Origin of the sequence: Blautia sp. BCRC 81119, from assembly GCF_003184505.1 — a bacterium.
In the GTDB taxonomy this organism is placed as follows: domain Bacteria; phylum Bacillota; class Clostridia; order Lachnospirales; family Lachnospiraceae; genus Blautia_A; species Blautia_A fusiformis.
Genome location: NZ_QJHD01000037.1, coordinates 1 through 22,223 on the forward strand (window position 1 = coordinate 1; position 22,223 = coordinate 22,223).

General features: G+C 39.9%; 23 protein-coding genes and 3 pseudogenes. 2 read left to right on the forward strand and 24 right to left on the reverse strand.

Annotated features, from left to right (window positions below):
• Nucleotides 1-981 (forward strand): RNA-guided endonuclease InsQ/TnpB family protein (locus DMI82_RS17860; RefSeq protein ID WP_110104123.1); only part of this gene is annotated, 981 nt, incomplete at its 5' end.
• Between the two features lie 282 nt (nucleotides 982-1,263).
• Here the strand turns inward: DMI82_RS17860 and DMI82_RS19960 are convergent.
• From DMI82_RS19960 to DMI82_RS17980, 24 genes and pseudogenes are all read right to left on the reverse strand, one after another.
• A complete protein-coding gene (locus DMI82_RS19960; protein WP_158526514.1) occupies nucleotides 1,264-1,431 on the reverse strand; it encodes a hypothetical protein in 168 nt (55 codons plus the stop codon).
• Nucleotides 1,428-2,678, reverse strand: a complete 1,251-nt coding sequence (locus DMI82_RS17865; RefSeq protein ID WP_110104124.1) for a hypothetical protein — start codon at nucleotides 2,676-2,678, stop codon at nucleotides 1,428-1,430. Before DMI82_RS17865 ends, DMI82_RS19960 begins: the two co-directional genes overlap by 4 nt.
• A gap of 10 nt (nucleotides 2,679-2,688) precedes the next feature.
• Nucleotides 2,689-4,749: an HsdM family class I SAM-dependent methyltransferase gene (locus DMI82_RS17870; protein WP_110104125.1), complete on the reverse strand. Its 2,061-nt coding sequence runs from the start codon at nucleotides 4,747-4,749 to the stop codon at nucleotides 2,689-2,691.
• 166 nt (nucleotides 4,750-4,915) lie between these two features.
• Nucleotides 4,916-5,176: a DUF2513 domain-containing protein gene (locus DMI82_RS17875; RefSeq protein WP_110104126.1), complete on the reverse strand. Its 261-nt coding sequence runs from the start codon at nucleotides 5,174-5,176 to the stop codon at nucleotides 4,916-4,918.
• Between the two features lie 57 nt (nucleotides 5,177-5,233).
• A complete protein-coding gene (locus DMI82_RS20820; protein WP_110104127.1) occupies nucleotides 5,234-5,383 on the reverse strand; it encodes a DUF2513 domain-containing protein in 150 nt (49 codons plus the stop codon).
• Entirely contained in the window at nucleotides 5,380-5,637 is a 258-nt protein-coding gene (locus tag DMI82_RS17885) for a hypothetical protein (protein WP_110104128.1), read from the reverse strand. Before DMI82_RS17885 ends, DMI82_RS20820 begins: the two co-directional genes overlap by 4 nt.
• Before the next feature lie 187 nt (nucleotides 5,638-5,824).
• Complete coding sequence (locus tag DMI82_RS19965; RefSeq protein ID WP_158526515.1) at nucleotides 5,825-5,995, reverse strand: hypothetical protein; 171 nt, start codon at nucleotides 5,993-5,995, stop codon at nucleotides 5,825-5,827.
• A gap of 265 nt (nucleotides 5,996-6,260) precedes the next feature.
• Nucleotides 6,261-8,030: a leucine-rich repeat domain-containing protein gene (locus DMI82_RS17890; protein WP_110104129.1), complete on the reverse strand. Its 1,770-nt coding sequence runs from the start codon at nucleotides 8,028-8,030 to the stop codon at nucleotides 6,261-6,263.
• Between the two features lie 101 nt (nucleotides 8,031-8,131).
• Entirely contained in the window at nucleotides 8,132-8,620 is a 489-nt protein-coding gene (locus DMI82_RS17895; RefSeq protein ID WP_110104130.1) for a hypothetical protein, read from the reverse strand.
• A 325-nt stretch (nucleotides 8,621-8,945) separates the two neighbouring features.
• Nucleotides 8,946-10,184, reverse strand: coding sequence for a leucine-rich repeat domain-containing protein (locus DMI82_RS17900; protein ID WP_110104131.1), 1,239 nt, complete (start codon nucleotides 10,182-10,184; stop codon nucleotides 8,946-8,948).
• A gap of 192 nt (nucleotides 10,185-10,376) precedes the next feature.
• Nucleotides 10,377-10,553 carry a hypothetical protein gene (locus DMI82_RS19970; protein WP_158526516.1) on the reverse strand — a complete coding sequence of 59 codons (177 nt, stop codon included), beginning with the start codon at nucleotides 10,551-10,553 and terminating at the stop codon, nucleotides 10,377-10,379.
• A gap of 71 nt (nucleotides 10,554-10,624) precedes the next feature.
• Complete coding sequence (locus DMI82_RS17910; protein WP_110104133.1) at nucleotides 10,625-11,020, reverse strand: hypothetical protein; 396 nt, start codon at nucleotides 11,018-11,020, stop codon at nucleotides 10,625-10,627.
• On the reverse strand, nucleotides 11,013-11,258 hold the full coding sequence (locus tag DMI82_RS17915) for a hypothetical protein (protein WP_110104134.1): 246 nt from the start codon (nucleotides 11,256-11,258) through the stop codon (nucleotides 11,013-11,015). Before DMI82_RS17915 ends, DMI82_RS17910 begins: the two co-directional genes overlap by 8 nt.
• Before the next feature lie 91 nt (nucleotides 11,259-11,349).
• Nucleotides 11,350-11,532, reverse strand: coding sequence for a hypothetical protein (locus DMI82_RS17920; RefSeq protein ID WP_110104135.1), 183 nt, complete (start codon nucleotides 11,530-11,532; stop codon nucleotides 11,350-11,352).
• Between the two features lie 151 nt (nucleotides 11,533-11,683).
• Nucleotides 11,684-12,871 (reverse strand): RtcB family protein, encoded by a 1,188-nt coding sequence (locus DMI82_RS17925; RefSeq protein ID WP_110104136.1) that lies wholly within the window; start codon nucleotides 12,869-12,871, stop codon nucleotides 11,684-11,686.
• 300 nt (nucleotides 12,872-13,171) lie between these two features.
• Nucleotides 13,172-13,972, reverse strand: coding sequence for an HNH endonuclease (locus tag DMI82_RS17930; protein ID WP_199579979.1), 801 nt, complete (start codon nucleotides 13,970-13,972; stop codon nucleotides 13,172-13,174).
• A 263-nt stretch (nucleotides 13,973-14,235) separates the two neighbouring features.
• A pseudogene (gene nrdD / locus DMI82_RS17935) lies at nucleotides 14,236-14,703 on the reverse strand (anaerobic ribonucleoside-triphosphate reductase); the annotation flags it as partial.
• A 289-nt stretch (nucleotides 14,704-14,992) separates the two neighbouring features.
• Nucleotides 14,993-15,496, reverse strand: a pseudogene (nrdD, locus tag DMI82_RS17940) (anaerobic ribonucleoside-triphosphate reductase); the annotation flags it as partial.
• A 281-nt stretch (nucleotides 15,497-15,777) separates the two neighbouring features.
• Nucleotides 15,778-17,031: pseudogene (gene nrdD, locus DMI82_RS17945) on the reverse strand (anaerobic ribonucleoside-triphosphate reductase); the annotation flags it as partial.
• A 350-nt stretch (nucleotides 17,032-17,381) separates the two neighbouring features.
• Nucleotides 17,382-17,942 (reverse strand): anaerobic ribonucleoside-triphosphate reductase activating protein, encoded by a 561-nt coding sequence (gene nrdG / locus DMI82_RS17950; protein WP_242981871.1) that lies wholly within the window; start codon nucleotides 17,940-17,942, stop codon nucleotides 17,382-17,384.
• Between the two features lie 210 nt (nucleotides 17,943-18,152).
• The gene (locus DMI82_RS17955) at nucleotides 18,153-18,818 is read right to left on the reverse strand and encodes a DNA-processing protein DprA (protein ID WP_110104140.1); all 666 of its coding nucleotides are present in this window, start codon (nucleotides 18,816-18,818) and stop codon (nucleotides 18,153-18,155) included.
• A gap of 90 nt (nucleotides 18,819-18,908) precedes the next feature.
• Entirely contained in the window at nucleotides 18,909-19,370 is a 462-nt protein-coding gene (locus tag DMI82_RS17960) for a hypothetical protein (RefSeq protein ID WP_110104141.1), read from the reverse strand.
• A 324-nt stretch (nucleotides 19,371-19,694) separates the two neighbouring features.
• Nucleotides 19,695-19,925 (reverse strand): hypothetical protein, encoded by a 231-nt coding sequence (locus DMI82_RS17970; protein WP_110104143.1) that lies wholly within the window; start codon nucleotides 19,923-19,925, stop codon nucleotides 19,695-19,697.
• A 327-nt stretch (nucleotides 19,926-20,252) separates the two neighbouring features.
• Nucleotides 20,253-21,659 carry an RNA-guided endonuclease InsQ/TnpB family protein gene (locus DMI82_RS17980; protein WP_110104145.1) on the reverse strand — a complete coding sequence of 469 codons (1,407 nt, stop codon included), beginning with the start codon at nucleotides 21,657-21,659 and terminating at the stop codon, nucleotides 20,253-20,255.
• Nucleotides 21,660-21,740: 81 nt separating this feature from the next.
• On the opposite strand from DMI82_RS17980, the gene DMI82_RS17985 reads away from it, so the two are divergent.
• Nucleotides 21,741-22,184, forward strand: coding sequence for a hypothetical protein (locus tag DMI82_RS17985; RefSeq protein WP_146207185.1), 444 nt, complete (start codon nucleotides 21,741-21,743; stop codon nucleotides 22,182-22,184).
• The last annotated feature ends 39 nt before the right edge of the window (nucleotides 22,185-22,223 follow it).

Below are 22,223 nucleotides of genomic sequence, written 5' to 3' on the forward strand. Positions count from 1 at the left end.
ATTGAGGACCCTAAACCGCCACGTTTTAAACATGACAATATCGCCATTACTTATATGCAGAATGGGATTGTGCATGAGCCCGGAAGCGACACCATAAGGCTCTCCATCGCCAGGAATCTCAGGAAATACATGTCTGAAACTTACCAAATCAACGATACTTTCCTTTACCTTAAAAACCGTATTTTTAAGGACGTTGATATGATAAAACAGATAAAATTGTATCCGCCTGAGAATGGGGTATGTGCAGTCATTGTTGTCTATGAAATTCCAGATGAGGATATGCTGTCAGATAATGGCCGGTATCTGTCCATTGACCTTGGTGTCCACAACCTGATGACCTGTTACGACAGCACATCTGAAAAGGCCAATACTTTTATCATTGGACGAAAATACCTTTCTATTTGTAGATATTACGATAAAGAGATTGCAAGGATACAGTCCCAGTGGGCAAGAACTCAGGCGGAGCATGGAGTAAAATATCCGAAATTATCCAAACATGCGCAAAGGCTATATCAGAGTAAACGAAATCACATCCATGATTATCTCCATAAAGTCACACGCTGCATGACCATGTATTGCAAACAGCACGACATCCACACAGTCATCATTGGCGATTGGACCAATATACGAAAAGACAAGGACTTTGGAGATAAGACGAATCAGAAACTCCACAGCCTGCCATTTAAACAACTGACAAACATGCTGGCTTATAAACTGGCTTTGGAAGGAATCCGCCTGGAAGTAATCAGCGAAGCATATTCCAGCCAGACAAGTCCATTGGCTCCAGATGTCAGCCGGAGATATGCGAAAAAGTCGAATCGTGTGGAGCGTGGATTATACATAGATAATGATTTTGCCTGGAATGCAGATTGCGTTGGAGCATTCAACATATTGCGACTTTATTTGAAACAAAAAGAGATAGACCTGACATTTGATGCCAAATCTATCTCACATCCTTATGTTTTAAAGGTAGCTGCGTAAAAAACAGTAGTGGTGGTATGGACCCACCCTGAATCTACGGGGCCCAGGCTCCGCACATCAGATGCTCGGTAATTTAATTGCCGAGTAGTTCACAAAAAAAGAAACCGCCGTCTACTGGAGCTAGACGGCAGCTTAAGCTGAAACTCAAATTATCGTTTAAGGGATAGACTGTTTGCACGGCTTCCTATATTTATATATATCATACTCCCCCGCGCTATCAAAGTAAAACGCGGGTTTCCCATTCGCTCTGTCTTTTTTATTCCATTTTTTCTATTTCTCTCCTCACTTCGCAACCTGATTCCCCGTCATCCTCACCAGCCCTTCCACATCCCGGTTCAGCCTGTCCAACGATTCCTTACTCGGTCTTCTCTCCGGCGGAACCTTCACCAGTTCCGCCCGGCCGCCGCTTTTGCTCAGTTCTTTTTCCAGTATTTTTCTTATTTCGCTCACCAAGCCACCTTTTTTTCTCCCGTAATCTCCTTCGCCTTCGCAATTACCTTATCTTTGTACAGGACAACTTCTTTTATAATTTTTTTTTCAGTTGCTTTTATGTATTTTTCCATATACTCCCAATCAGGGATATAACCTTTCGGGTTATAAGTTTTACCGGCATCAATGACTGGTTTTCCGGAGTCGTCGGTCTGTATGGGGAGGCAGATATTACATTTTCTTACTTTGCTCCACACCGCTTTATTACTGTAACCGAATCTTGGCTTGATTGATTTTTGAATTGATGCGGCAAGATACATTAACAAGCATTCATTCTTCATACCATTTTTTAGATTAATAATGTATGCATCAAACAAAACTCCTATCTTATGCGACTGAGGGTATACGTTTCCTGTTGATATTGCTCCATTACTTACAATATCAATACCACCATCAACAGATGAAAAATCGCTGCTTCTTCCGTAATACATAATGCCATTATTTCCGTCTTTCGCATTTACGAGCGGCAGGTCAAATTCTTTTGTTTGTTCTTTTGAAACATCTTTTTCTTTATTAAATTTCCTGTTTGTAATCCATCCAAGTTTTTCTTTTTTGAAAAGGTCGTCAATCTTAAACTTTCTTCCCTCTTTCAAGCAGCCATCTGTAGATATCGAGTTTTGTGATAGTGTCCCCCCCCCATCTACCAATTTTGCAGCCAGAACAGATTTATCTTCTTCTGTCAATTTGTAATCGTTCAATCCGGATGCAATTAAATAATTTTCAAGTTCCGCCACGCGGTCCTTCATATATTTCCAATCAGGCATATACCCATTACTTGAATATGGAGAATCAGCATCTAAAGCATCAAGTGTTGGAAGCATTATTTCTGCTTCTGCAAGTTTACTACTATTAAAAAGATATGAATATGAAGCAACCTTTAAAGAAACTTTTTTAATAGCGGCAATGATAAACATTGCGCTTGTTTCATCCATACCTTCAATATATAAAGCATTGATAGATGCACCCGAAAAGCCTCTTCCAACAAAATCATTTTCCTGATACATACATAAGCCCTTAATCGGGTCTACTACAATGCAATTTCCTTTACTTATATCTTTCTTTGGCGCATTTATATATCCAACAACACCGTTATTTGACTGAGACCCCGTAACATACGGAGTCTCACCTTCCTCATATTTACTTAAAGGTTTTCCTTTAACTTTTTCAATTTTTGCCAGTTCATTTAATTTATATTTTTCATACTTCATATGGATAACCTCATTTTTTCATTAATTGGCTAACTTTAAAACTCAAATAATCAGAAATTACTTCTTTAATATCTTCTTTACTTGGTATTAAATCAATAACCTGATGCTGTGAAAACAACCAATCATCCCCATTTAACGAAATCACATCTTTAATTACTTTACCATTTTCTTCTGTGTAATAATGTGTCTTAGGCATCTTTCCGGTTGTCAATGCTAATACTTCTGCATATCGTTCTTCGGCGTGGTCTGTATTTTTCAGGTTTACTTCCTGCGTTGACTTTTTACGGTTCTGTCTTAAATACCCATCTTCTGAGAAGTCAATAAATGTTACAATATCATCTTCTTCATGTGGTCTGTTTACCTTAAATAAAAAGATATATACATTGACCGAAGCCTTATTTCCAAAAAGTCCAGATGGCATTTTAATACTTGCTTCCAGAGTACTATGTTCCAGAATCCTTTTCGTATAAGGAAGACCCTGCCCGTTTCCTGCACTGTCCTGAATTAAAATTGCAGCATATCCTTTTGTCATTTGTTTTAATGCCTCTTCTACAAAGCAAAATCCTTTACCTGGTGCAGAATATGGAGGATTTAAAAGAAATACATTCGCCGGAAAATTATCTGGAAGTTTAAATCCGTGACTGTCACCATTAATCACATTTGCTCCAATTCCATCCATTAAAATCATATTTAACACCGCCAAAATATAAATATTTCCAAGAATCTCAATACCGAGAATCTGGCTTTCTTTAATATGTCGGATTTTTTCATTCAATGCATTTTTATCAATAATTTTTGCTCTTGCGTCTTTTATCATTTGGTCCATAGCACTTACAAGAAATCCAGCGCTTCCCATTGTAGCGTCCCATACAAAACTATTCATATCAGTTCTGCACATTTTAGTCATTAACTGTGTGATATATCGCGGTGTTAGAACGACATCATTTTCAGAATCATTTTCAATATTTACCCAGTCATTCAAAGAATTTAAGATTTTGCCAGTGAAATCAAGATGTAAATTACTTTCCAAGCAGGGAATAATATCTCTTTTTACCTGTTCAAACAGTGTCCTTAAAAGGCTGATGCCGTTTTTCGGCTTCCAGAGCACTGATTTTTTAAACACACCTTCCAGAAGGCCAATCACCATATTGACTCTTTCCGCGTCGCAGTGTTTCGCATGCAGAAAAGCCTCAATATTGCTCAGTATATATGTACCATCATTATTTCTGTCGTTATCATTCCCGCAAAAGTCTTTTGCTTCCAGAGTCTTCACTCCGTTTGTCCTCAATCCTGCCATAATCAGCCCGCAGAACAGATACAGTTTTTCATTTGTGGAAAGTGCCGTCTTCAGCTGCATATCATCGTAAATGCTCTGATGCATGGACTTGATTTTCTCTTCCAATGTTACCTCTGTTCTTCGTGTCAGTTCCTCAATCTCTGCATCGGTCAGATTCAGCTTGTCAAGAATCCTGAACAGTCCATCAACATTATCAGGGTTAAATAATGACCAGTCATCGGCCGTAATTTTCTCAATTAACTTTGGAATCCGGTTGTTCTTTTTTGAAATGTAGTAAGCCTTGCATTCTGCATCAGCCACGCCACCAGCATCATTCAATGCTGTCCCGTTAATTCCAACAACTATTGCTTCGTTATATGTTCCTTCATCAAGAACCGCATTGCCGTAATGTACCGCACCATTGACTGCATAATCCTTAATTGCACTGTAATTTGGCTCTCCTTTCAGATGTACCGGCTTACCGTCTTTTCCGGGCTTTCCGTCTTTTTCATAATAAGTAACCCCAACGATTGCCCCGGATTTATCCCTTTTTTCCAGCTTGTTTTTTGTTCCTTTTGCTTCCACCATTACGGGAATTCTTCTTGCATTACTGTTTTCCAGCATCATCTGGATGTCAGGGAAATTACACCCGCTGCCGCCCGACTTGCTATCAGCATTTTTAAGCGCACTTGCAATCGCCGGGTTCATTTTTTCTGTCTTTCCATAATGTCTTACTTTATTTGCATCAAGAATTTTCTTGAAATATTCTTCAACTTTCTCTTCAACGCTTGGCATATTTTTGCCTCCTTTTTTTGTTTTTCTGCATGTAATATGCCGCGAATTTCAAAAACCCTTATTTTTTTGCGGATTTTTTCGCTCAAGGCTAATATGCAAAACGAAGAGAAAATTGATACGCCAAAAGAAAAAGCCTGCAGCAAAAGCTGCAGGCGTGAGATTTTTTTTAAAGCCTTTCGCACATTTTCTGATGGCCCTTATCTTCGTAGTAGTTCTGTCCCATCCATGTCAGCTGCCCAACCTGTACAACACCGTATCGGGTTGTTTCATCGAAAACAAGTCCTCTGTCCAGCATCAGTTTCAGGGTATACTTAACTTCTTCTTCGCTGTTCTCAGCAGATTTAAAATCATTAACTCCAAAAATATCTTTATCGCTTTCCGCGATAGTTTTAACGATGGAATTAATCAGTGCCCAATTTCTTTTCATCTTTTTTTTGCCTCCTGTTTTTAGTATTTAAGCGTTTTTTTTTGCTTTATACTTCTTTTATAATGCTGCTATAATAAGCTTTTTTGAAATGTCGATAACTGTATTAAACATTAAAGGAATTCCTTTTTTCTTTGCTATTTTTTTTATTTTTCCCCATCTTGTATTATCTCTAACTGACTCTAAATAATTCTGACCTTCCCAAGTCATACTGCCAACACCAAAATCACATAATGTTTTCCGTAAGGCTCTAATGTCTTATTCTTCTGCTTAATGATATTGAATCCGCCTTTGCCTCCATGAAACTCAAAAGTACCGTCAGCCTGTTGTTCTGCTGTGATAGTGTACTTTATCGGTTTTTCTTCGGCAGGCTTTACCTTCTTAGCAGCCTTCTCTCTTTCGGCGGCGTTCGCTTTCTTGGCTGCCTGTAATTTACGGGCTTTCTTCCTGTTTGAGTTTGCCATATCGTACATCTCCTTTCTGTAAATTTCTTATACTTTTAATATGCCGAAAAAATTAGGAACGAGACGGTTTTTTGCGAAAAAAAATAATATAAATAAAAAATTTCTCTACACCGAAATGTAGAGAAATAAAATGTCGTGATAACTCGCCGTTACCGGCTCGTTACCAGAGCAAGCATAAACGATATTTTTATGTACTCAAAAAAAACGAGCCGTCTAAAATCACTGCGCCAAGCAGCGGCTCCAGTTCCTCCACGTAATGCCTGCCTTTTGGAATCTCAGCAAATTCTTTTCCGAATTTCTTTTTTCTTTCTGGTTCAGTTTCCAATTTATTTTTGTATTTTTCGTTCTTAAGACTCATTTTTGTCTTCTCCTTTTCTTTTTCTTTTCTATATTTTCAGTATGCTGGAAATTTCAAGACAAAAAAACGGCCGGAAAATTCCGGCCTGATTTAAAAATTAACGAAGAGTGGAAAGTCTTCAACCGACAAAAAGTCGTTAGCAAAATTAAAACATGCTTCGTTCAGCCTTCCGGCTTTACTCCGCACTTCGTGCACTGTACTCAGCCTTACGGCTTCGTTGGTCAGCAGCAAAAACCGCTTGGTAACGAGCGCAAAGCGCGAGTTATCAAAGTGAAAATGATGATTTTCCGCCTGTTATATCTTTCTGTGCTTCGCAGATGTATGCCATCACAGTCGTGAGGCCTTTTTCTTTTGCTTTTTTGTAAGTATCATCTAATGCTTTTGGTGTCATGATACCAAGCTTGATAAAATCAATCAGTCCAGTCTCATCATTTAATTCCATGTACATTGCGATAATGTTCTTGCTGACTCTTCTGAGATATGTTTTAACTGCATCGTTCGGGCATTCTTTCATTGTTTTTATCGCAGTCTTCCACTTGATTTCCGGCTGCATTCCATAATCATACAGTAATTCTTCGCATTTTTTTCTGAATAACGGGATTGCAAGCTGTGTGTCTAATGTGACAGCATCTGCCGTAACAATATATCTTGGCATGAAAACCGTTGCAGCTGGCTTTTTGATTTTAATATATATAGGGCTGTTATCTGGTATCGTATTTGACGTTATTGCTTCTGCGATACCATAAGGCATGTTATCCGATGACAGTGTGACGCTATCCATACCAGGAAAGCTCTGTCTTCCGATATATTTTAACGATGCTGGCAATGTAACCTCCTTAATACAACTCTGCTTAAACGCATAATCCATAATTTGCGTCAGTCCTTCATGAAAAGTTACTTTGCTGATTGCTGTTCCAAGAAATGCACTTTCTCCAATTATTCTAACCTGTGACGGAATTTCAATCTCATGAAGCATGCTGCATTGCATAAACAACCTGCAATCATGTCCAATGCCTATTTCCTCAATGCCATGTCCAAAATCTACCTTTTGTAATTTATTACACAGACAGAAACACTTCGGCATCAAGACCCTCAGTGAATCAGGAAAATATACCTCCTCAGCCTCACTGAGAATGAATGCATACGATGTAATAGTTTCAATTCCATCAGGAATATGTACTGTTCCAGAAATAGCCGATGGATATTTAACTAAAACCAACCCATCTTTTGATAGAAGACATCCATCTTTCGTAGAATAATACGGATTTTCTTCAGTCAATTCCAAAATTGGAAAAGGACTCCACCCTGACAGCTGCTCGTCTGTAATATAAGATTTATCTTTTAAAATAATTTTTATACCAACTGGCAGCTTATGCCGTAGATTAATCACAGTCTGCGCTCGGTTCGCTGTAATGCTTTTAACATTATCAAAATTAATCCCGTCTCGCATCGCCGTCAGTGAAACTCTTTTGTCAGGAAGAATAATATTTTCAGCAGTTTCATCAATATTAACAATAATAGACCCGACAATGACTGCTCCAGCCGGTTCAGGTTTTAAATCTCCAATTGCTGAATTTCTAAATGCATATTCTGCACATGATGTAACACTTCCTGAATTAATGATTTTTGTAGCCATACATCCAGAAAAAGCGTCATCATCAATTTTAGTTGCATATTTCAGGTCTACGGTCTCGTCTTCCTTTTTACCAAAAACGTTTGTCAAAATCTGGCCGTTGTCATTTCTTAGAAGCACGCTTCCGCTTTTTGCGTATTTTCCGTACCAGTTGCTACATTCCACCTCTTTCACATTCGGAAATAATGTATTGGGAATATCAATATCATATACACTGTAATCAATCACGATTTTCCTGACGTCAGGAAATACCTTTTTGCAGTCACCAAGCAGATACTCACGACCAAATGAAGCTCCGAAGCTTACTTCTTCAACACCTGGTTTCACATCAATATCAATACAGTCACCGCTGTTTTTATCAATGGTATAAATCACATCATCTTCTTCAATTCTTTTTTTCATTTTTTTACTCCCTTTCTTGTTGATTTTTATATATCCAATATGCCAAATTTATGCCAGCAAAGAAAAAACGCCCGAGAATTTCTCGGGCGCAATGCTTTGTCTTAAGAATAATATTCCAACTCCATCTCTTCCGGGTCACAGTAGATTTCCAATTCATCCATATACTTCCTGCAGAAATCATACAAATCGCTTTCCGTAATCCCTCTTTCCTTTTCGTTCAGCATCCACGGATACATCGGAACCCACAGAATCGCCGGCGGCGTCCCGAGGTCATTCTCTGCAGCGTAGAACTTGAAGTTAATCCCGGTCTCGCGCCGCATTATCACAGCCAAGACAGCACCGAATCCAGTATCACCAGTTTCTTCATCTTCAAACGATTCTTCAATGTCATACATGACATCTTCCAGTTCATCCTCTTCGGCATCCTCACTTTCGGCATGCTCTAAGGCATCCAGAATCTGCATCTCCTCATCTGTCTGACCGAATGACCCGACATGCTTTTTTAAAAACTCTTTTGCTTTTTCAAAGTCCAGCGTTACCGCATCCCCATCAGCAATTGGAAAACCATAACCACAAATCGTACAAGACATATTTTTGTCTCCTTTCTTATTTTTTTTATATATCCAATATGCCGGATTTCGCCGGCAGCAAAACGCAGCGGGCAAACAAATATGCAGGGCTTCGCGCCCCGCAAACACCCCCGCCAGGCTTGCAGCCTGGACTGCATCGCAAAACTACGTTTTGCTTTTCAGACAGCACCTTCCGGCAGGTGTTTCAAAAAAGCCGCGGCTGCAGCAAGCTACTCCCGGCGCCAGCCGCAAAACACAAAACTTCTGTTGCCGACAAATACCGCGGCAGCCACAACTACTCTTCTGCCGGCAAAAAAGAAGCGCCGCATTCGCGGCGACTCAGGCTTCAGAGCAAAAACTTCTGTTTACAGAGGCTGTTTCCAAGCGCCTGTAGCATACACGCATTCATATCAGCGGCATCAGTCCTGAAATCGTTTTCCAAAACAACCTCAATATCTTCCACCTTATGCAGGCCAAGCTTCATGTAATCCATCAGCTTTTTTGAATCTCCATACTTATAGAACGTCAATATGATATTTTGACTGTGTGTTTTTAGTATTTTTTTTGCTTTTTCTTTTATTTCTCTGTCTTCAGTATTACAATACACCTTCATCAATGCATCATATGACGCATCAAAAGGAGTCTCTGCCGCATCCAGAGCATACATCTGCAGGTCATGCAGCTTCTCATTTAATGGCTTTTCGACAAGCTGCATTGCATCAGAAATGTTTTCAAGGAATTTTCCTTTTACATACCCATCCATTATTTTGGGGATATATACATTCACACTACCAATGCATACCTCCAAAGCACAGTTACATCTTGGGTCATAGTAGTCCGAGGCCTCATCAAGAGGTACGAAATTTCTGACAATCAAAGCATTAAGTATTGACTCAATATCTGATGTGTCATAGCAGTTTATTACTACCCTTCTGACCTTGAGAAAGTTATTATCCGAAAGTGAGACCAGCCTGTACGGAAGCTCTATCTCCTCAGCATGGCACCACCCAAAAGCACCGTATGCAATCTTAAGCCGGTTATTGCATTTTTGCGGGCGGTTCTGAAACTTCAGGTTTCGGAGAGGACTCTCGCAGAATGCATTAGCCATAATATCCAATACCGTATCAGGGATGGTGATATTATCAAGCAAAGGACACCTACGAAATGCACATTCATCAATATGTGTGAGGCCTTCGTTTAATACGACCTCTTTCAGGTTTTCGCAGTTATTAAATGCATAAGGAGTGATTGCCGTTACAGTTTTTGACAGTATGACTTTTGAAGCCTTACTGTCTGTAAACGCATCGCTAGCAATCATTTCTGTACCGGGAGCAATTTCTACAGTTCCCTTCTTGTCTGGCGGCACGGCAATCAACGTAAGCCTTGCTTTTCCATTAGGCATCATCTTCTTTTTGCCATACAAAAGCCCGCCTTTTGAATAAAGCCTTGGGTTCTCAGCATCAACCTCAAAATCTGTAATGCCATCATCTTGAACGTTTTCTATCATTTCTATGATTTTCCGCTCGTTTGTATCGTCTTTGCCGATGCACGCGATTACTTTTTTGTCTTGCTGTATTATTTTCATAAGTTTTTTCCTTTCTTTTTTTTGCTTTTATACATACAGTATGCCGGATTTCGCCAGCAGCAAAACGCAGCGGGCAGCGGTCAAACATTTATGCAGGGCTTCGCGCCCCGCATACACCCCCGCCAGGCTTGCAGCCTGGACTGCACCGAAAAACTACGTTTTGCCTTTCAGCCAGCCCTGCCGGCAATACAGTCACATCAAACATTCTGCGGCAACCAGTAAGCTCCTTTCCGGCGCCAGCCGGCCAACAGCTTTCGCCGCATATCTTTTCATACCAGCCCACACAACCTCTCGCCAGCCCGTAACCTTCATTCCGGCTTGACCGGCCAGTATATTCCCGCTCTCATTCTTTTTCTCTTTTTCTTCCATTCCACTCCACTCTATACAAAGAAGGAAACCGGCAAAGCCGATTTCCATCTCTTTTTCTTGCAATCCCAAATTTAGTCCAAATCTAGTCCAAGCATCTCCTTCGCAATCTCTTTCACTGCTCTTCTCGCCGTCCAGTCAGTATACTCTTCTGCACAGGCCACGCAGTGGTCATACATAAACGCCACCAGGTCACCCGTATCCTTGATTTTAGCCTTGATTTCGGCAATCTTCTTTTCTTCTTCTTTTTTTAATTCCTTTTGCAGTTCCTCTCTCGAAGTATATAAATTTTTCAGCAAGCAGCCGCTGTTTCCACCATCATCCCACTCAATATCCGCATATGGATATTTTTCCGGGTCTCGTACAGAAACTTCTGTTTCGCCAAGTGCCGTAATTTTTGCACTGTGGATGCACTGGCTCCAATGTTCTACAAACCAAACTTTTTGGCCGATTTTTGGATTTTCAATCATTGCTGTTACTTCCTTTCTTCTTTTTTTCTAATTCTTTTTGAAGTTCTTCTCGCGAAGCATACAAATTTTTCAGCGGCCATCCCAGCCTGCAGCCATCATCCATTTCGATTTTTGTATATAGATATTTTCGGGTTGAAACCTCAACTTCGTCAAGTGCGATAAGTTTTGCGCTATGGATGCGCTGATTACAAGCTTCTGCAAACCAGACTTCCTGGCCGATTTTTGGATTTTCAATCATTGTTTTCACTCCTTTTCTTGATTTTTGTTGTATAGTTAATATGCGGGATTTTTGGAGGCAAAAAAAAGCGCCTACAAACACAGGTACCACCTCATCTTACAATATATTTTCCAGCCTCTTTTTCGCTCTCTCTTCGTTCTCTCTGATTTCTTTCCAATTTCTTTTCTATGCTTCTATTTACCGCAGCCACATGCTCCGCTGACACCACAAATGCCGTCTCTTCGCTTATTCTCTTTGCTACAGGTTTGTAATCCAGCCGTACTCGTTTTATCATTTTTTAAGTCTCCTTTTTCGTTTTCTTCTTTTCTTGATAACTCAGGCTTACGCCTTCGTTACCAGATTAAAATTAATATGCTGGATTTTAAAAAACGCATCCTGCATTACTAGGCAAAAAAAACCGCCTGGATTCCTCCAGGCGGCGTATTTTAATGTGCTTTAAAATTGTATACCGGTTTAATTACTTTCACAATATCAACAGTATCTTTGATATTTTCCATAATTTCCTCCATCGGCTTATACGCCATCGGCGACTCGTCAATTGTAGACTCCATTACAGAAGAAGAATATATCCCCTTCATGGACTCACGAAACTCATCAATCCCGACAACATCTTTTGCTTCGCTTCTTGACAAAATTCTTCCGGCACCATGCGGCGCAGAATAATTCCAATCAGGATTGCTTTTTCCAACACAAACCAGTGACCCGTCACGCATATTTATCGGTATTATCAACTTTTCGCCATCCCGTGCAGACACAGAGCCTTTGCGGAGAATCAGGTTTTCTGTATCAATGTAATTGTGTATTGTCTGAAACTCCTCGCAAACATGCCAGCCCATTTTCTCAATGACCGTATCGGCAATATATTTTCTGTTTAACTCTGCATGCTTCTGGACAATTTCCATATCGTGGATATAGTCTTTGAATGCCTGGCCGGAAACATAGCATAAGGATTTCGGAATATGCGGCTCCTGCATCTTTAACGCTTTGATTGTTTTTTCAATTTCTTTTTCCCTACCTTTTGCTTTCAGGTCTGCAATTACAGCCTTGATTTTGCCGCCAACATCTGAATCTTTCAGCTGTTTGTATGCGAGCTCTTGGTAGTGTTTCGCAACTTCCAGCCCGAGATGTCTGGAACCCGTATGGATTACAAGCCATAAGTTTCCGTCATCATCTTTATCAAGTTCGATAAAATGATTGCCGCCTCCAAGGCTTCCAATGCTGCAATAAGCCAGCGATATATCAGCCGTAGCGACCAAATCGCTCAAATGGCTGAAATTGCCAAGCGGCTCATCATTTACATTAAACCCGGCCGGAACATATGTATTAATTACATCATCCAGTTTTGGAAGGTCAACATCCTTTTCTGCAATCCTGACAGCCAGCATACCGCATCCAATATCTACCCCAACCAGATTCGGGCATACCTTATCAGAAATTGTCATTGTCGTACCGATAACACATCCGGCGCCTGCATGGCAGTCAGGCATGATTCTGATTTTCGCGTCTTTGATGTAATCCTGGTTCAGCAATTCTATTACCTGGCTGATGGTCTCATTGTCAACATTGTCAGTGAAAACCTTTGCGGTGTTGTATTTTCCTTTTAATTCAAGCATATTTTTTGCTCCTTTCTTGTTTCTTATTTTATTTTTTATTGTTTACAAGTTTAATATGCTATATTTTTCATACCAAAAAAAACAGAAGCCAGCAGGTTTTCCCACGGGCTTCATATTTTGAGCAACGCCCAGAGTATGACTGAATCTGAATTTTGTATGGTACTTATTACGCTCCCCAATAGGAAGAATGAGTCGCCCCGTTCACCCTTACTTCGCATTTCTGCCGGCATCTCTCCGTTATTTTTTTCAGCCTCGTTTTTCGGTAGAGGAGCACCGCTTTTATATAATATGCAGAAAAATTTAATTTTTATTTTTCTTCTTGCTCTTTACACTTAAAAAATACACCTCATTCCTCTTCCTTCCAGGCTTCACTCCATTCTGAACCTGCTGGCAAATTGTTCGCTCACTTATCTCGGTACTCCTTGATGCGTCGCCAGAATTCAGAAAAGTTTTGATTAACTTGTCCGAATCAAAATCGAACATTCCAATTACATCCTGACAGGTATCCTCATCATCTTCATACCGAAAATAATACGGTTTTCTCGTCGGTCTGTGATATTTTACCTGCCGGCAGATTGTCGTAAGGCTTAATCCTGTCTCTCGCTCTGCTTCTTTGCAGCTGCCGTATCTTCCAAGTTCCTGATTGGTGTATGTATCATACATGACGACCGGTTTAGACTGGCTGTCTTTTCCTCCTTTATCGTTTACAGCAAGTCCATCGTCAAATGCTTTTTGTGTATTTTCTTTTACGGTTGTCCAATACAAATTTTCAACACGGTTATCACTCTTAATGTTATTTTTGTGGCCAACAACACGATACCCATTCGGATTTGGAATGAATGCCTCAGCCACCAGTCTGTGAACTCTTTTTGTAATTACTTTTCCGTTTTTATATTTAATCCCGCAGTATTTGTATCCTTTAACCTCAGACTGAGATTTTTTTATCAGTTTTGGCTTTTGATTATTCCTTCGGTCTATCGTATAGACCGAGCCGTCAATATCAATCCAATGTTCTATCGCTCCGACGATTGGCTGTGCCATTTTTGGAAGCTGTAGTTCTGTATTTTTTTTGTTGTATTTTTTTGTATTTTGTTCCTTCATATACTCAATATGCTGAAAAAATAAGAAAAAAATAAAAGCTTGCCTAGTTTCTCTAGCTGACAGCATTTTTGCGGCCGACATAAATGTCGGTCACAAAGCAGAAACATATTCGACAGGTAAGAAAACCGCCCGGATTTCTCCGAGCGGCATGTATGATTTTTTTTAATAACTCGCCAGCAAGGCTGTACTCGTTACCAGAGCACGCATGATAACTCAGGCTTGCGCTTTCGCTACCAGCATAAATTGATATTTTGCTAAAATTTTCACATAGACTTCCTATCAGCTATTTCAGCCATTTTTGCGTTATTCATTCTGGACTCACCATGTCTCCGTGAATAAGCTAAATATCCATTCATTCGGTCAATCTTGGTGAGGTTCTTTGAACCGCAAATTGGGCATTCGTCCCCAATGTCTGCTGCCTGATATCCACAGTCATCACAATAAGACAATGCCAGGTTGACACCTTCGTAATATCCCATTTCCATGGCTCTTAAGACAAGTGTTCTGATTGCATCAATATTGTAATCAATCGGATATCTGACATACTGAATTTTTCCACCGTTAAATAATTCCCAGAAATCATATTCACGATTCTGTTTTGTAATCGGTGTAATGTCCTCTGTCACATGACAATGAAAGCTGTTACTTACATAGTCACGGTCAGATACATTTTTGATGATTCCATATTCCTTGCGGAACTGTTTCACCTGAAGACCACAGAGATTTTCTGCCATCAAAGAAAAATATTTCTTTTTATCGACTATACTTTGTCCATTTTTCACAAATGGTTTTGCTCTTTCGCTTTTCGCTACTCTACTTTCCTTCTAGGATTTCGACAGTCTGTTCACATTTAACCGCTGGCAAAACCAGCGATATTTAGCACAGGATTCTTGGCGAATTCCCTGTTAGCACGGTTTTTTATTGGCATTTCCTCCAACTGCTGAATCGCAAACCGTACACCCTGTTCCCTCAAACAGGTTAGGCAATTTTTTCAACATGCATCACTGCATGTGCCCCCGCAGAACTCCCAGGGGTTCCATATACGGCATAAAGAATGTGGTCTTCCTTCTTGTACTCCGCTAATTTTTCGTTAATATGTTTCATAACTTCAAGCGTAAACTGATTGTCTTCAACCAGGCTCTTTCCGTTATATAATTCCTGCAGCTCATTCAGCGCCGTAATGCCATAAGACATTGTCATCGGCGGAAGAAGTTTTCGGATTTTTTCATTTGGTTTCAGGTGACCACCATAAAGTCCACCTTCGCAGAACATAATTGGATTGACTGATGCTCTCAGTTCTCCAAGATAATCATATGTTCTTTTATGAAGTCCACGAATCATTTCAAGGTAATAATCCAGAACATCATAGAAGTCTCTGCTTTCACGTCTTGCTTTTGCAAGAATCATCGGCAGATGTAAAGAAACAACACCAAGATTGCAACGACCAACAAAAATTGGCTTGTCATTCTCATCTGCTGGTTCCATTCCTCCGCGTTCATACCACGGACTTAAAAATGCACGACACGTATTTACTGTATGTCACCATACATACTGACTAGCTTTTCCCTCGGAGGCGTCCTCTTCCTCGTCATTAGGCGGCATCTTTGGAAATGGAGCTTATCTCATTTCTACTCGGTTACACTCATCACCGATAGTCGATTAACTCTTATTTTTAAGAGCACAGCTTCATCTGTGGTCCAATCGGACCTCTCCTCCCACAGACCTATCTGTTAGCAGCGTATTTGTTACGCCACACCCGCTAAGCAAGCGGTTGAATACCGTTTTACATGGGCTAATATGCACTTACCCATAGGACTAATCGCAGTTCCATATTTCTGATACATTGTAGAAATATATCCTTCTCCACTCATTGAGAGCCAATCCGGATACATCGTAGATGCAGAACACTGGATACCTGCTTCAAAAACATCATTACATTCTTTTCCTTCACCATGGATATTCTTATCATATAAAAACACCAGCTTCGGGAATAATACAGGACGTTTAAAACCTTTCTTGCCCTGTCCTTCTCTGTGTACATTTAAAATTGTTTTTGCACACATTTTTTCAAATTTTCCTGTTCCAAGTCCAAATGAAAATGTAACAAATGGATAATCGCCTCGGGAAGAGCCAACTGTGTTCAGTTTATATTCAATTCCCTGATATCCCTGCTCCATTTCACGCTGTACTTTTTCCATTGCATATGCCTCTGCTTTATCAATCAGAGATTCTGCGAATGCCGGATTCAGAACATCTGACATTAAATCAAGATATTCTTTCTTATATTTTTCAAAGGACTTTTCGGCATAAGGCCCCATAATTTTATCTACTTCTGGCACAGTAAAACCTCCGTACTGCTGCGCGGCAGTTGATAAAATTACATCCCCCATAACATCAAACGCTGTATCAAGAGTCTTTGGCTCGTTGTACCAAACATTGCCCATCTCAAATCCGCCTTTCATAACGGCTCCGACATTGCAAAGGCAACAGTTGATAGTATCAAGTCTTGCGCTCTGGTCATGCACATAAATATAACCCTGCTTGCAAGCCTGTAATTCTTCACGATTCATAAAGAACTTTCTGTAAAGATTCTTATTCAGTTCGTTAAAGATAAGGCTTCGCTTTGTTGCCACCAGCGCACTGTCAGTATTGGCATTTTCCTTGTCGCCAATATATCTGATTGACTGACTCTTTGTGTATACATCATCCATCATATGGACAAATGACTGTTTGTAGTTACGGTAATCGCGGTAGCTTTTTGCAACCTCTTCATTAATAGACACAAGCGCTGCTTCCACCATGCTATGCATCATAGCAATCGGAACTTCTTTAAGTCCTCTTTTTTTGATTTCGCTTTCAACATGGTCAACGATTGCCTGCTCTTCTTCTTTTGTGAACTTCACAAGGATACGGGATGCACTCTTGCCAACCGCAATGATAATTTTGCTTCCGTCAAATGGTTCACGGGTTCCGTCCTTTTTAACGATGATTACGTTTGCCAGATTGTTTTTACGTGCAATTTCTTTTGCATCTTTCTGGCTGATAATTTTTTTACTCATAACTTTTACCTCCTTAAGTATCATTACTTTCATTATTTGAACAGTCATCAGGCACTTTTTCAAAAAATACTTTGCAAAATATAGTATCTTCTGCTTTTTTTATCCGCTGATGTCCGTTCTTTTCAAGCATTTGGTTAAATTCTTTCTGTTGCATATCACCCAAAGACTTTTTAACGAGGACTACCCTCTTTCTTGATAACTCGCGCTTTGCGCTCGTAACCAGACTTCGAACGGGGATTCAGCCCCACATGCGAAGTTAAAACCGGAGCATTTGACCCGCGGACGACTTTTTGTCGGCCGGGGATTTTCCGTTCTTCGTTAATGTCATTTTTCCTCACCTTCAACCAACATCAATTGCAATGCAGAATAACTTTCCCTGAATGAAAAGATTTCTGTACGTTAACTACACGCTGATTTGCGCTTCCGCGCCATTTTAGCGTAACATCGCGCTTATCTTTTTCGTACCGTCCTTCCACAATGACATCCGCTTTCAGAATAATAAACATCAGGTCATGGTCTTGCCCTGTTTTTAACTGGTGCAGCAGCTGTTCCCATGTATAGCCTGTATAAATCCAAATGGATTTTTTTGCCAGTTCTTTTGAATTTTTAATCTTGGCAATAAGTTTTGCTACACCTGGACGATTGTAAGTCGCCAACGGGTCGCCTCCACTGAAAGTGATTCCCGAAACATAATCCGGTTTCAGTGATTCCAGTAATTCGTCTTCTGCAGCCTTATCAAATGGAATACCTCCAAACCGGTCCCATGTTATCGGATTCTGGCATTCCGGACAATGATGCTCACAGCCAGCCAACCAAAGGACCGTTCTAAGCCCATCACCGTTTTTCATATCTTCGGTTGTAATATCGTGATATCTTAAAGAGATATCTGAGCAATTTTCATTATTCATCATACAAAACATCTCCTTTCTTTTTTTATGTTGCATTTTTAATATGCCTGAAACTTCTAAAAATGAAACTCCAATATAGTCTCCTCTTTGTTCTCGTTTTGGCCAAAAAAAGAAGGTCCCGGAAGTTCTCTCTTCGGTTGCCTTCTTTACTTTTACAATATGCAGAATTTTCTGTTTTGGAAAAAGCGACAGAGTATTCTATTTTTTTTACTTTCACATCATTCCAGTCGCACCGTTAACAAATTTCCTTAACGCATTTTCGCCTTTCAGGCCTGCTGCTCCGTTTTTTAACATCCATATGTTCCCTGACGGCAGTACTGGCTCCTTCGCACGAACAATGCAAGCCAACGATTTTCCATATTCCATACCCGCTTTCACGGTGTGCATAGTCCCGCTCTTTTCTTCGCATTCCACCACAACAATCTTATCAGACAGCATTGCCTGGATTCTGTCGCGTGCCACGAACCGCCATCTTTCCGGTCTCGTGCCCGTTTCGTATTCGCTGACAATGCATCCGCCATTTTGTAAAATCTTTTTTAATAATGCTTCGTTGCATTTTGGATATACATAGTCCAAACCACACGGCATGACAGCAATACATTTCCCGCCTGCTGTTAATGCGCCTTCCAAGCCCGCTGTATCGCATCCAATCGCAAGCCCATTCAGAACTACTGTGCCACACTCAGCCAGAATCTCACCACATCTTTTCGTCGTTTTCATTACTTTTTCCGACACGTCACGTTTTCCAATCAGCGCAACGATATTTTTGTCCAGCAACAAAATATCTCCAAGATAATACAACTTATTCGGTGCATTTTCCATTTTCAGAAGCCTTTTCGGATACTCTTTTTCGCACTTTTTTGTACATTTAATTTCCATATTTATTCCTTTCTTTTTTTTATATTTTTCATTTACAGTATGCCAGATTCTTCACAGACAAAAACGCAGCGCATTTCTGCGCTGCATTTCCTACAAGCTAAACGGCTCCTCTTCTATTTCTTCTTCTTTTTCGTATAATTTTTTTTCCAATGTTTTCAGCACATATCCAGCATTATAAGAAGTCAAATACAAATCACGGTCACAGTCTGCACTCATCTGTAGATTCTCCAGCCCTGAACGCAGTTTTTTTATATCTTCTTTACTAGTTTTCTTTCTTCTTACTTGCAAAATCAAATCCCGGTCAGCGTATGACTGCTGCATGGCCTTTATTATCTCTGCTTCATTTTTCCCTGCAAACGGAACTATCTTTGAATCCTTAGGTATTCCCTGTCTATCTATATTTCTTGCAATCTTCAACTGCAAAGCACGAATCGTCAAATGGCTGTTTTTCATTTCTCTTCGTATCGGTGTCGCGATTTTTTCTGAGGACCACACTGAATACAATTTCTGGCAGCAAATATTCGCATTGTGAGAATCTACTATCTTACTCATACTCTTTGCCTCCTTTTTTTGTAATATATCACAGCCAACAAAAATGTCAAATTTTGCGGATTTTTGCCGCAAAAAAAAGACATCACACAAAGGTGATGTCTTTGCTTAGGAGGAAATTTATCTCTATCGTCATATGCGGCAAAACATATGACGAGTACAAAGAAAGTAAATCTATTTAATAGCGCCCCCATTTTTGCGCTTAGGGGAATAAAGAGAGAAAACTCCAGCAATCAGTTTCCTCTCTTAGTCAAACTTTAAGTTATTCAATTATATTATGACAAAAAAAATATGCAATAAAAAACAGAGCCCTCGCTCTGTCGCACATCAAAACTTTTCTACTACCAAACCATATATACACTTCTTTCCAATCCATCCATTTACATGACCATGATTGTTAGAAATCTGAAATGTTCTTCCACCCTTGATTGCAGAAATCTTATGCAGATAAAAATGTCCTGCAACTTTGCATAGTACAATATCGTTCTTCTTTAATATTGTTTTTTCCGCTACTGGCACACATCTCACAGCCTGTCCAGATTTTAAAATCGGTGTCATGAAGTCTCCACCCCTATGCGGTGCATTGCTCCTATAGAGGTGGTATCTAAAACGGAGCAAAGCTCTGAAAAACACCTCCAGGAGTTACCGATAAAAGGTTTTGTTCTTGAAGCCGTGTCGCTTTCGTCTCTCGAACATAAGGCAAATGAGCCATATGCTGACCGTGCCAACAAAGGACTGTTCACCAAGCCCCCTATCCATTGTCAAATGATGCCTAAGGAATACTTTGGTCTATGCTTTGCTTTGAAAGCGCGTGCATAAAGACGCATTATCTGACTATGCTGCATGTCTGCAAGAATAGCCAGAAGTATCGTTGGAAACGAAAATCTAGTTGTTATGCTGTTTATATCTTTTATGTGAGTCTGCAGGATTCAACATGGCAAACCCAATGCTTTCCGGTGTTGCAAGAAAGTGAAAGTCTGACACGCCTTTCCATGCATCCGGGATTGCCTTTCTGAGGATGTTTGCCGCTCCATTGCAGTCTGCGTTGATGCAGTATCCTTCTTTACATGAGTATAATCCGCGTTCAATACGTCGTCCGGAAAATACCGGGCGGCATTTTTCTTTTCCGTAAACAGGCATATAATCAAACGCAGTAATATCTGCTTTTGAAGTATAACTCTCTTCCTGTTCGATGACATCTATTCCTGCACGAAGTGCTTTATATTCTATCATCTGGCGAAGCTGGAAATGTGGAACAGACACAAAGTTCTGGTTGTTCCTTCTGCCAATACTTGATTTCTGTTTCCAGAGCTTGTTTACGCCAATCACAAGAATCCCGATGCGATGTTCAACACAGTACCTGATAATCTCAGTGCTGATTTTATGCATCTGGTCTTTTATAAAGCAACTGTGCTTACGTGAAAGCGTAAGCAGGTATCTTGATTCTGCATGCATTTTTGAGTGGCCTTGTGTGATTAATGAGACCGCCTTTGCTTTTTTCTTGGCAAAAAGCTGATTTGATGACAGTACTGCACCGCCCTTGTATATTACAGACGAGTTGTCTGTACATGCTATAGCTGCGATGTTATCTGTCCCGAAATCAAGCCCTGCTATATAAGGCATATCAGGATAAAATGGGGGAGCCATATCCTCAATCACAAAAGTCATGATGTATTTATCATAATAAGGCTTAAATGTCAGTATGCGCAAATCTGACTTATGGTCAACGTAATTAATTGAAATGCGCTCTTTTTTCTTAAAACCTGGCAGTTTTAATTCATTGCCTGTAATACATCCATTTTTATCAATAACCGGATAAATCACGGCATCCTGATTTGTAACTGTAAAAGTCTTACGGTTTGATTTGCAGTATCCCGGCATTTTAGGCTTCCCGGTGTAATTGGATGGGTTTTTCTTGTATCCCTTTAAACTGTCAAGCCATGCCTTAAAATCATGCACCGCATCTTTTAAAACATGCTGCGCGGTCTGCATCGGAAGCCCGGCAAAGAAGTCAGGATTATGTGTTGCCCTCATGATTTTATCAAGTGCAGCATATGAGAGGACACGGCGTGGCTTAAAGCTTTTATATACGGTTTCTGTCTGTTTCAATTCATCAAACACAAGCTGTTCCAAATCTGTCCGTTTCGTTTTATTCCATCCTGTAAAGACCTGGCGGATTCGAAAAAGGGCAGCATTATACAGATTTTTAGCAAGAGCAGAATTATCTTCAGCAAATGCAAAAATCTGTTCAAATGATTCTTTTGATATTACCATCGGAATTGCATTTAACATAATGGATGCCCTCCTTTCAAATCTTCTATTATTAATATGCCAAATTTTTATGAAGAAGTAAAATTTTCTGTGGACTTTTTTATGATACACGAATTAAAAAAAGGCATAGTCTTAACCGAAAAAGATTTTAATTCCAATGACCCAATGATTCAGCATATTAAAAAAGTAGACTTAATGTCTGGAAATGTCATCAATTCCGGCGAAGAAGGAATCATCGTAAATCTTGCCGCCGCAACCAATGACTCAGAACTTGGACAGTTTATCAGAGACTGGACTAACTCAAATCCTGACGATATTAAAAATCCTGTTCTTGCCGAGGCATTAAGATACTACAAATCTAGTCCGAAAGGGGTGCATGAAATGTATACAAAATGGGAAGAAGCACAGCATGAAGATAGAATCAATTTCGTGTCAGTTATGCTTGAAAGATTTTCTCCAGAGGAAATCGCAGATAAAATGGGTTGGGATAATAACTATATAAAAGCCCTTAAATCCGAAATCGATTCCAAAAAAGAGTCAAATTAAAAAAACATCGTTAACGCAAGACAAAAAGAGCAGGAAAGA

Excerpts from the sequence above, each read along its gene's own strand:
- DMI82_RS17925 (WP_110104136.1), bottom strand. The coding sequence starts at position 12,871 with ATGCTTGAATTAAAAGGAAAATACAACACCGCAAAGGTTTTCACTGAC.
- DMI82_RS17895 (WP_110104130.1), bottom strand. The coding sequence starts at position 8,620 with ATGTCTTGTACGATTTGTGGTTATGGTTTTCCAATTGCTGATGGGGAT.
- DMI82_RS17910 (WP_110104133.1), bottom strand. The coding sequence starts at position 11,020 with ATGATTGAAAATCCAAAAATCGGCCAAAAAGTTTGGTTTGTAGAACAT.
- DMI82_RS17870 (WP_110104125.1), bottom strand. The coding sequence starts at position 4,749 with ATGCCAAGCGTTGAAGAGAAAGTTGAAGAATATTTCAAGAAAATTCTT.
- DMI82_RS19970 (WP_158526516.1), bottom strand. The coding sequence starts at position 10,553 with ATGGAAGAAAAAGAGAAAAAGAATGAGAGCGGGAATATACTGGCCGGT.
- DMI82_RS17920 (WP_110104135.1), bottom strand. The coding sequence starts at position 11,532 with ATGATAAAACGAGTACGGCTGGATTACAAACCTGTAGCAAAGAGAATA.
- DMI82_RS17960 (WP_110104141.1), bottom strand. The coding sequence starts at position 19,370 with ATGAGTAAGATAGTAGATTCTCACAATGCGAATATTTGCTGCCAGAAA.
- DMI82_RS17865 (WP_110104124.1), bottom strand. The coding sequence starts at position 2,678 with ATGAAGTATGAAAAATATAAATTAAATGAACTGGCAAAAATTGAAAAA.
- DMI82_RS17930 (WP_199579979.1), bottom strand. The coding sequence starts at position 13,972 with ATGAAGGAACAAAATACAAAAAAATACAACAAAAAAAATACAGAACTA.
- DMI82_RS17970 (WP_110104143.1), bottom strand. The coding sequence starts at position 19,925 with ATGACACCGATTTTAAAATCTGGACAGGCTGTGAGATGTGTGCCAGTA.
- DMI82_RS17900 (WP_110104131.1), bottom strand. The coding sequence starts at position 10,184 with ATGAAAATAATACAGCAAGACAAAAAAGTAATCGCGTGCATCGGCAAA.
- DMI82_RS17885 (WP_110104128.1), bottom strand. The coding sequence starts at position 5,637 with ATGGCAAACTCAAACAGGAAGAAAGCCCGTAAATTACAGGCAGCCAAG.
- DMI82_RS17875 (WP_110104126.1), bottom strand. The coding sequence starts at position 5,176 with ATGAAAAGAAATTGGGCACTGATTAATTCCATCGTTAAAACTATCGCG.
- DMI82_RS17915 (WP_110104134.1), bottom strand. The coding sequence starts at position 11,258 with ATGATTGAAAATCCAAAAATCGGCCAGGAAGTCTGGTTTGCAGAAGCT.
- nrdG (WP_242981871.1), bottom strand. The coding sequence starts at position 17,942 with ATGATGAATAATGAAAATTGCTCAGATATCTCTTTAAGATATCACGAT.
- DMI82_RS17980 (WP_110104145.1), bottom strand. The coding sequence starts at position 21,659 with ATGTTAAATGCAATTCCGATGGTAATATCAAAAGAATCATTTGAACAG.
- DMI82_RS19965 (WP_158526515.1), bottom strand. The coding sequence starts at position 5,995 with ATGAGTCTTAAGAACGAAAAATACAAAAATAAATTGGAAACTGAACCA.
- DMI82_RS17955 (WP_110104140.1), bottom strand. The coding sequence starts at position 18,818 with ATGGAAATTAAATGTACAAAAAAGTGCGAAAAAGAGTATCCGAAAAGG.
- DMI82_RS17985 (WP_146207185.1), top strand. The coding sequence starts at position 21,741 with ATGATACACGAATTAAAAAAAGGCATAGTCTTAACCGAAAAAGATTTT.
- DMI82_RS17890 (WP_110104129.1), bottom strand. The coding sequence starts at position 8,030 with ATGAAAAAAAGAATTGAAGAAGATGATGTGATTTATACCATTGATAAA.
- DMI82_RS20820 (WP_110104127.1), bottom strand. The coding sequence starts at position 5,383 with ATGACTTGGGAAGGTCAGAATTATTTAGAGTCAGTTAGAGATAATACA.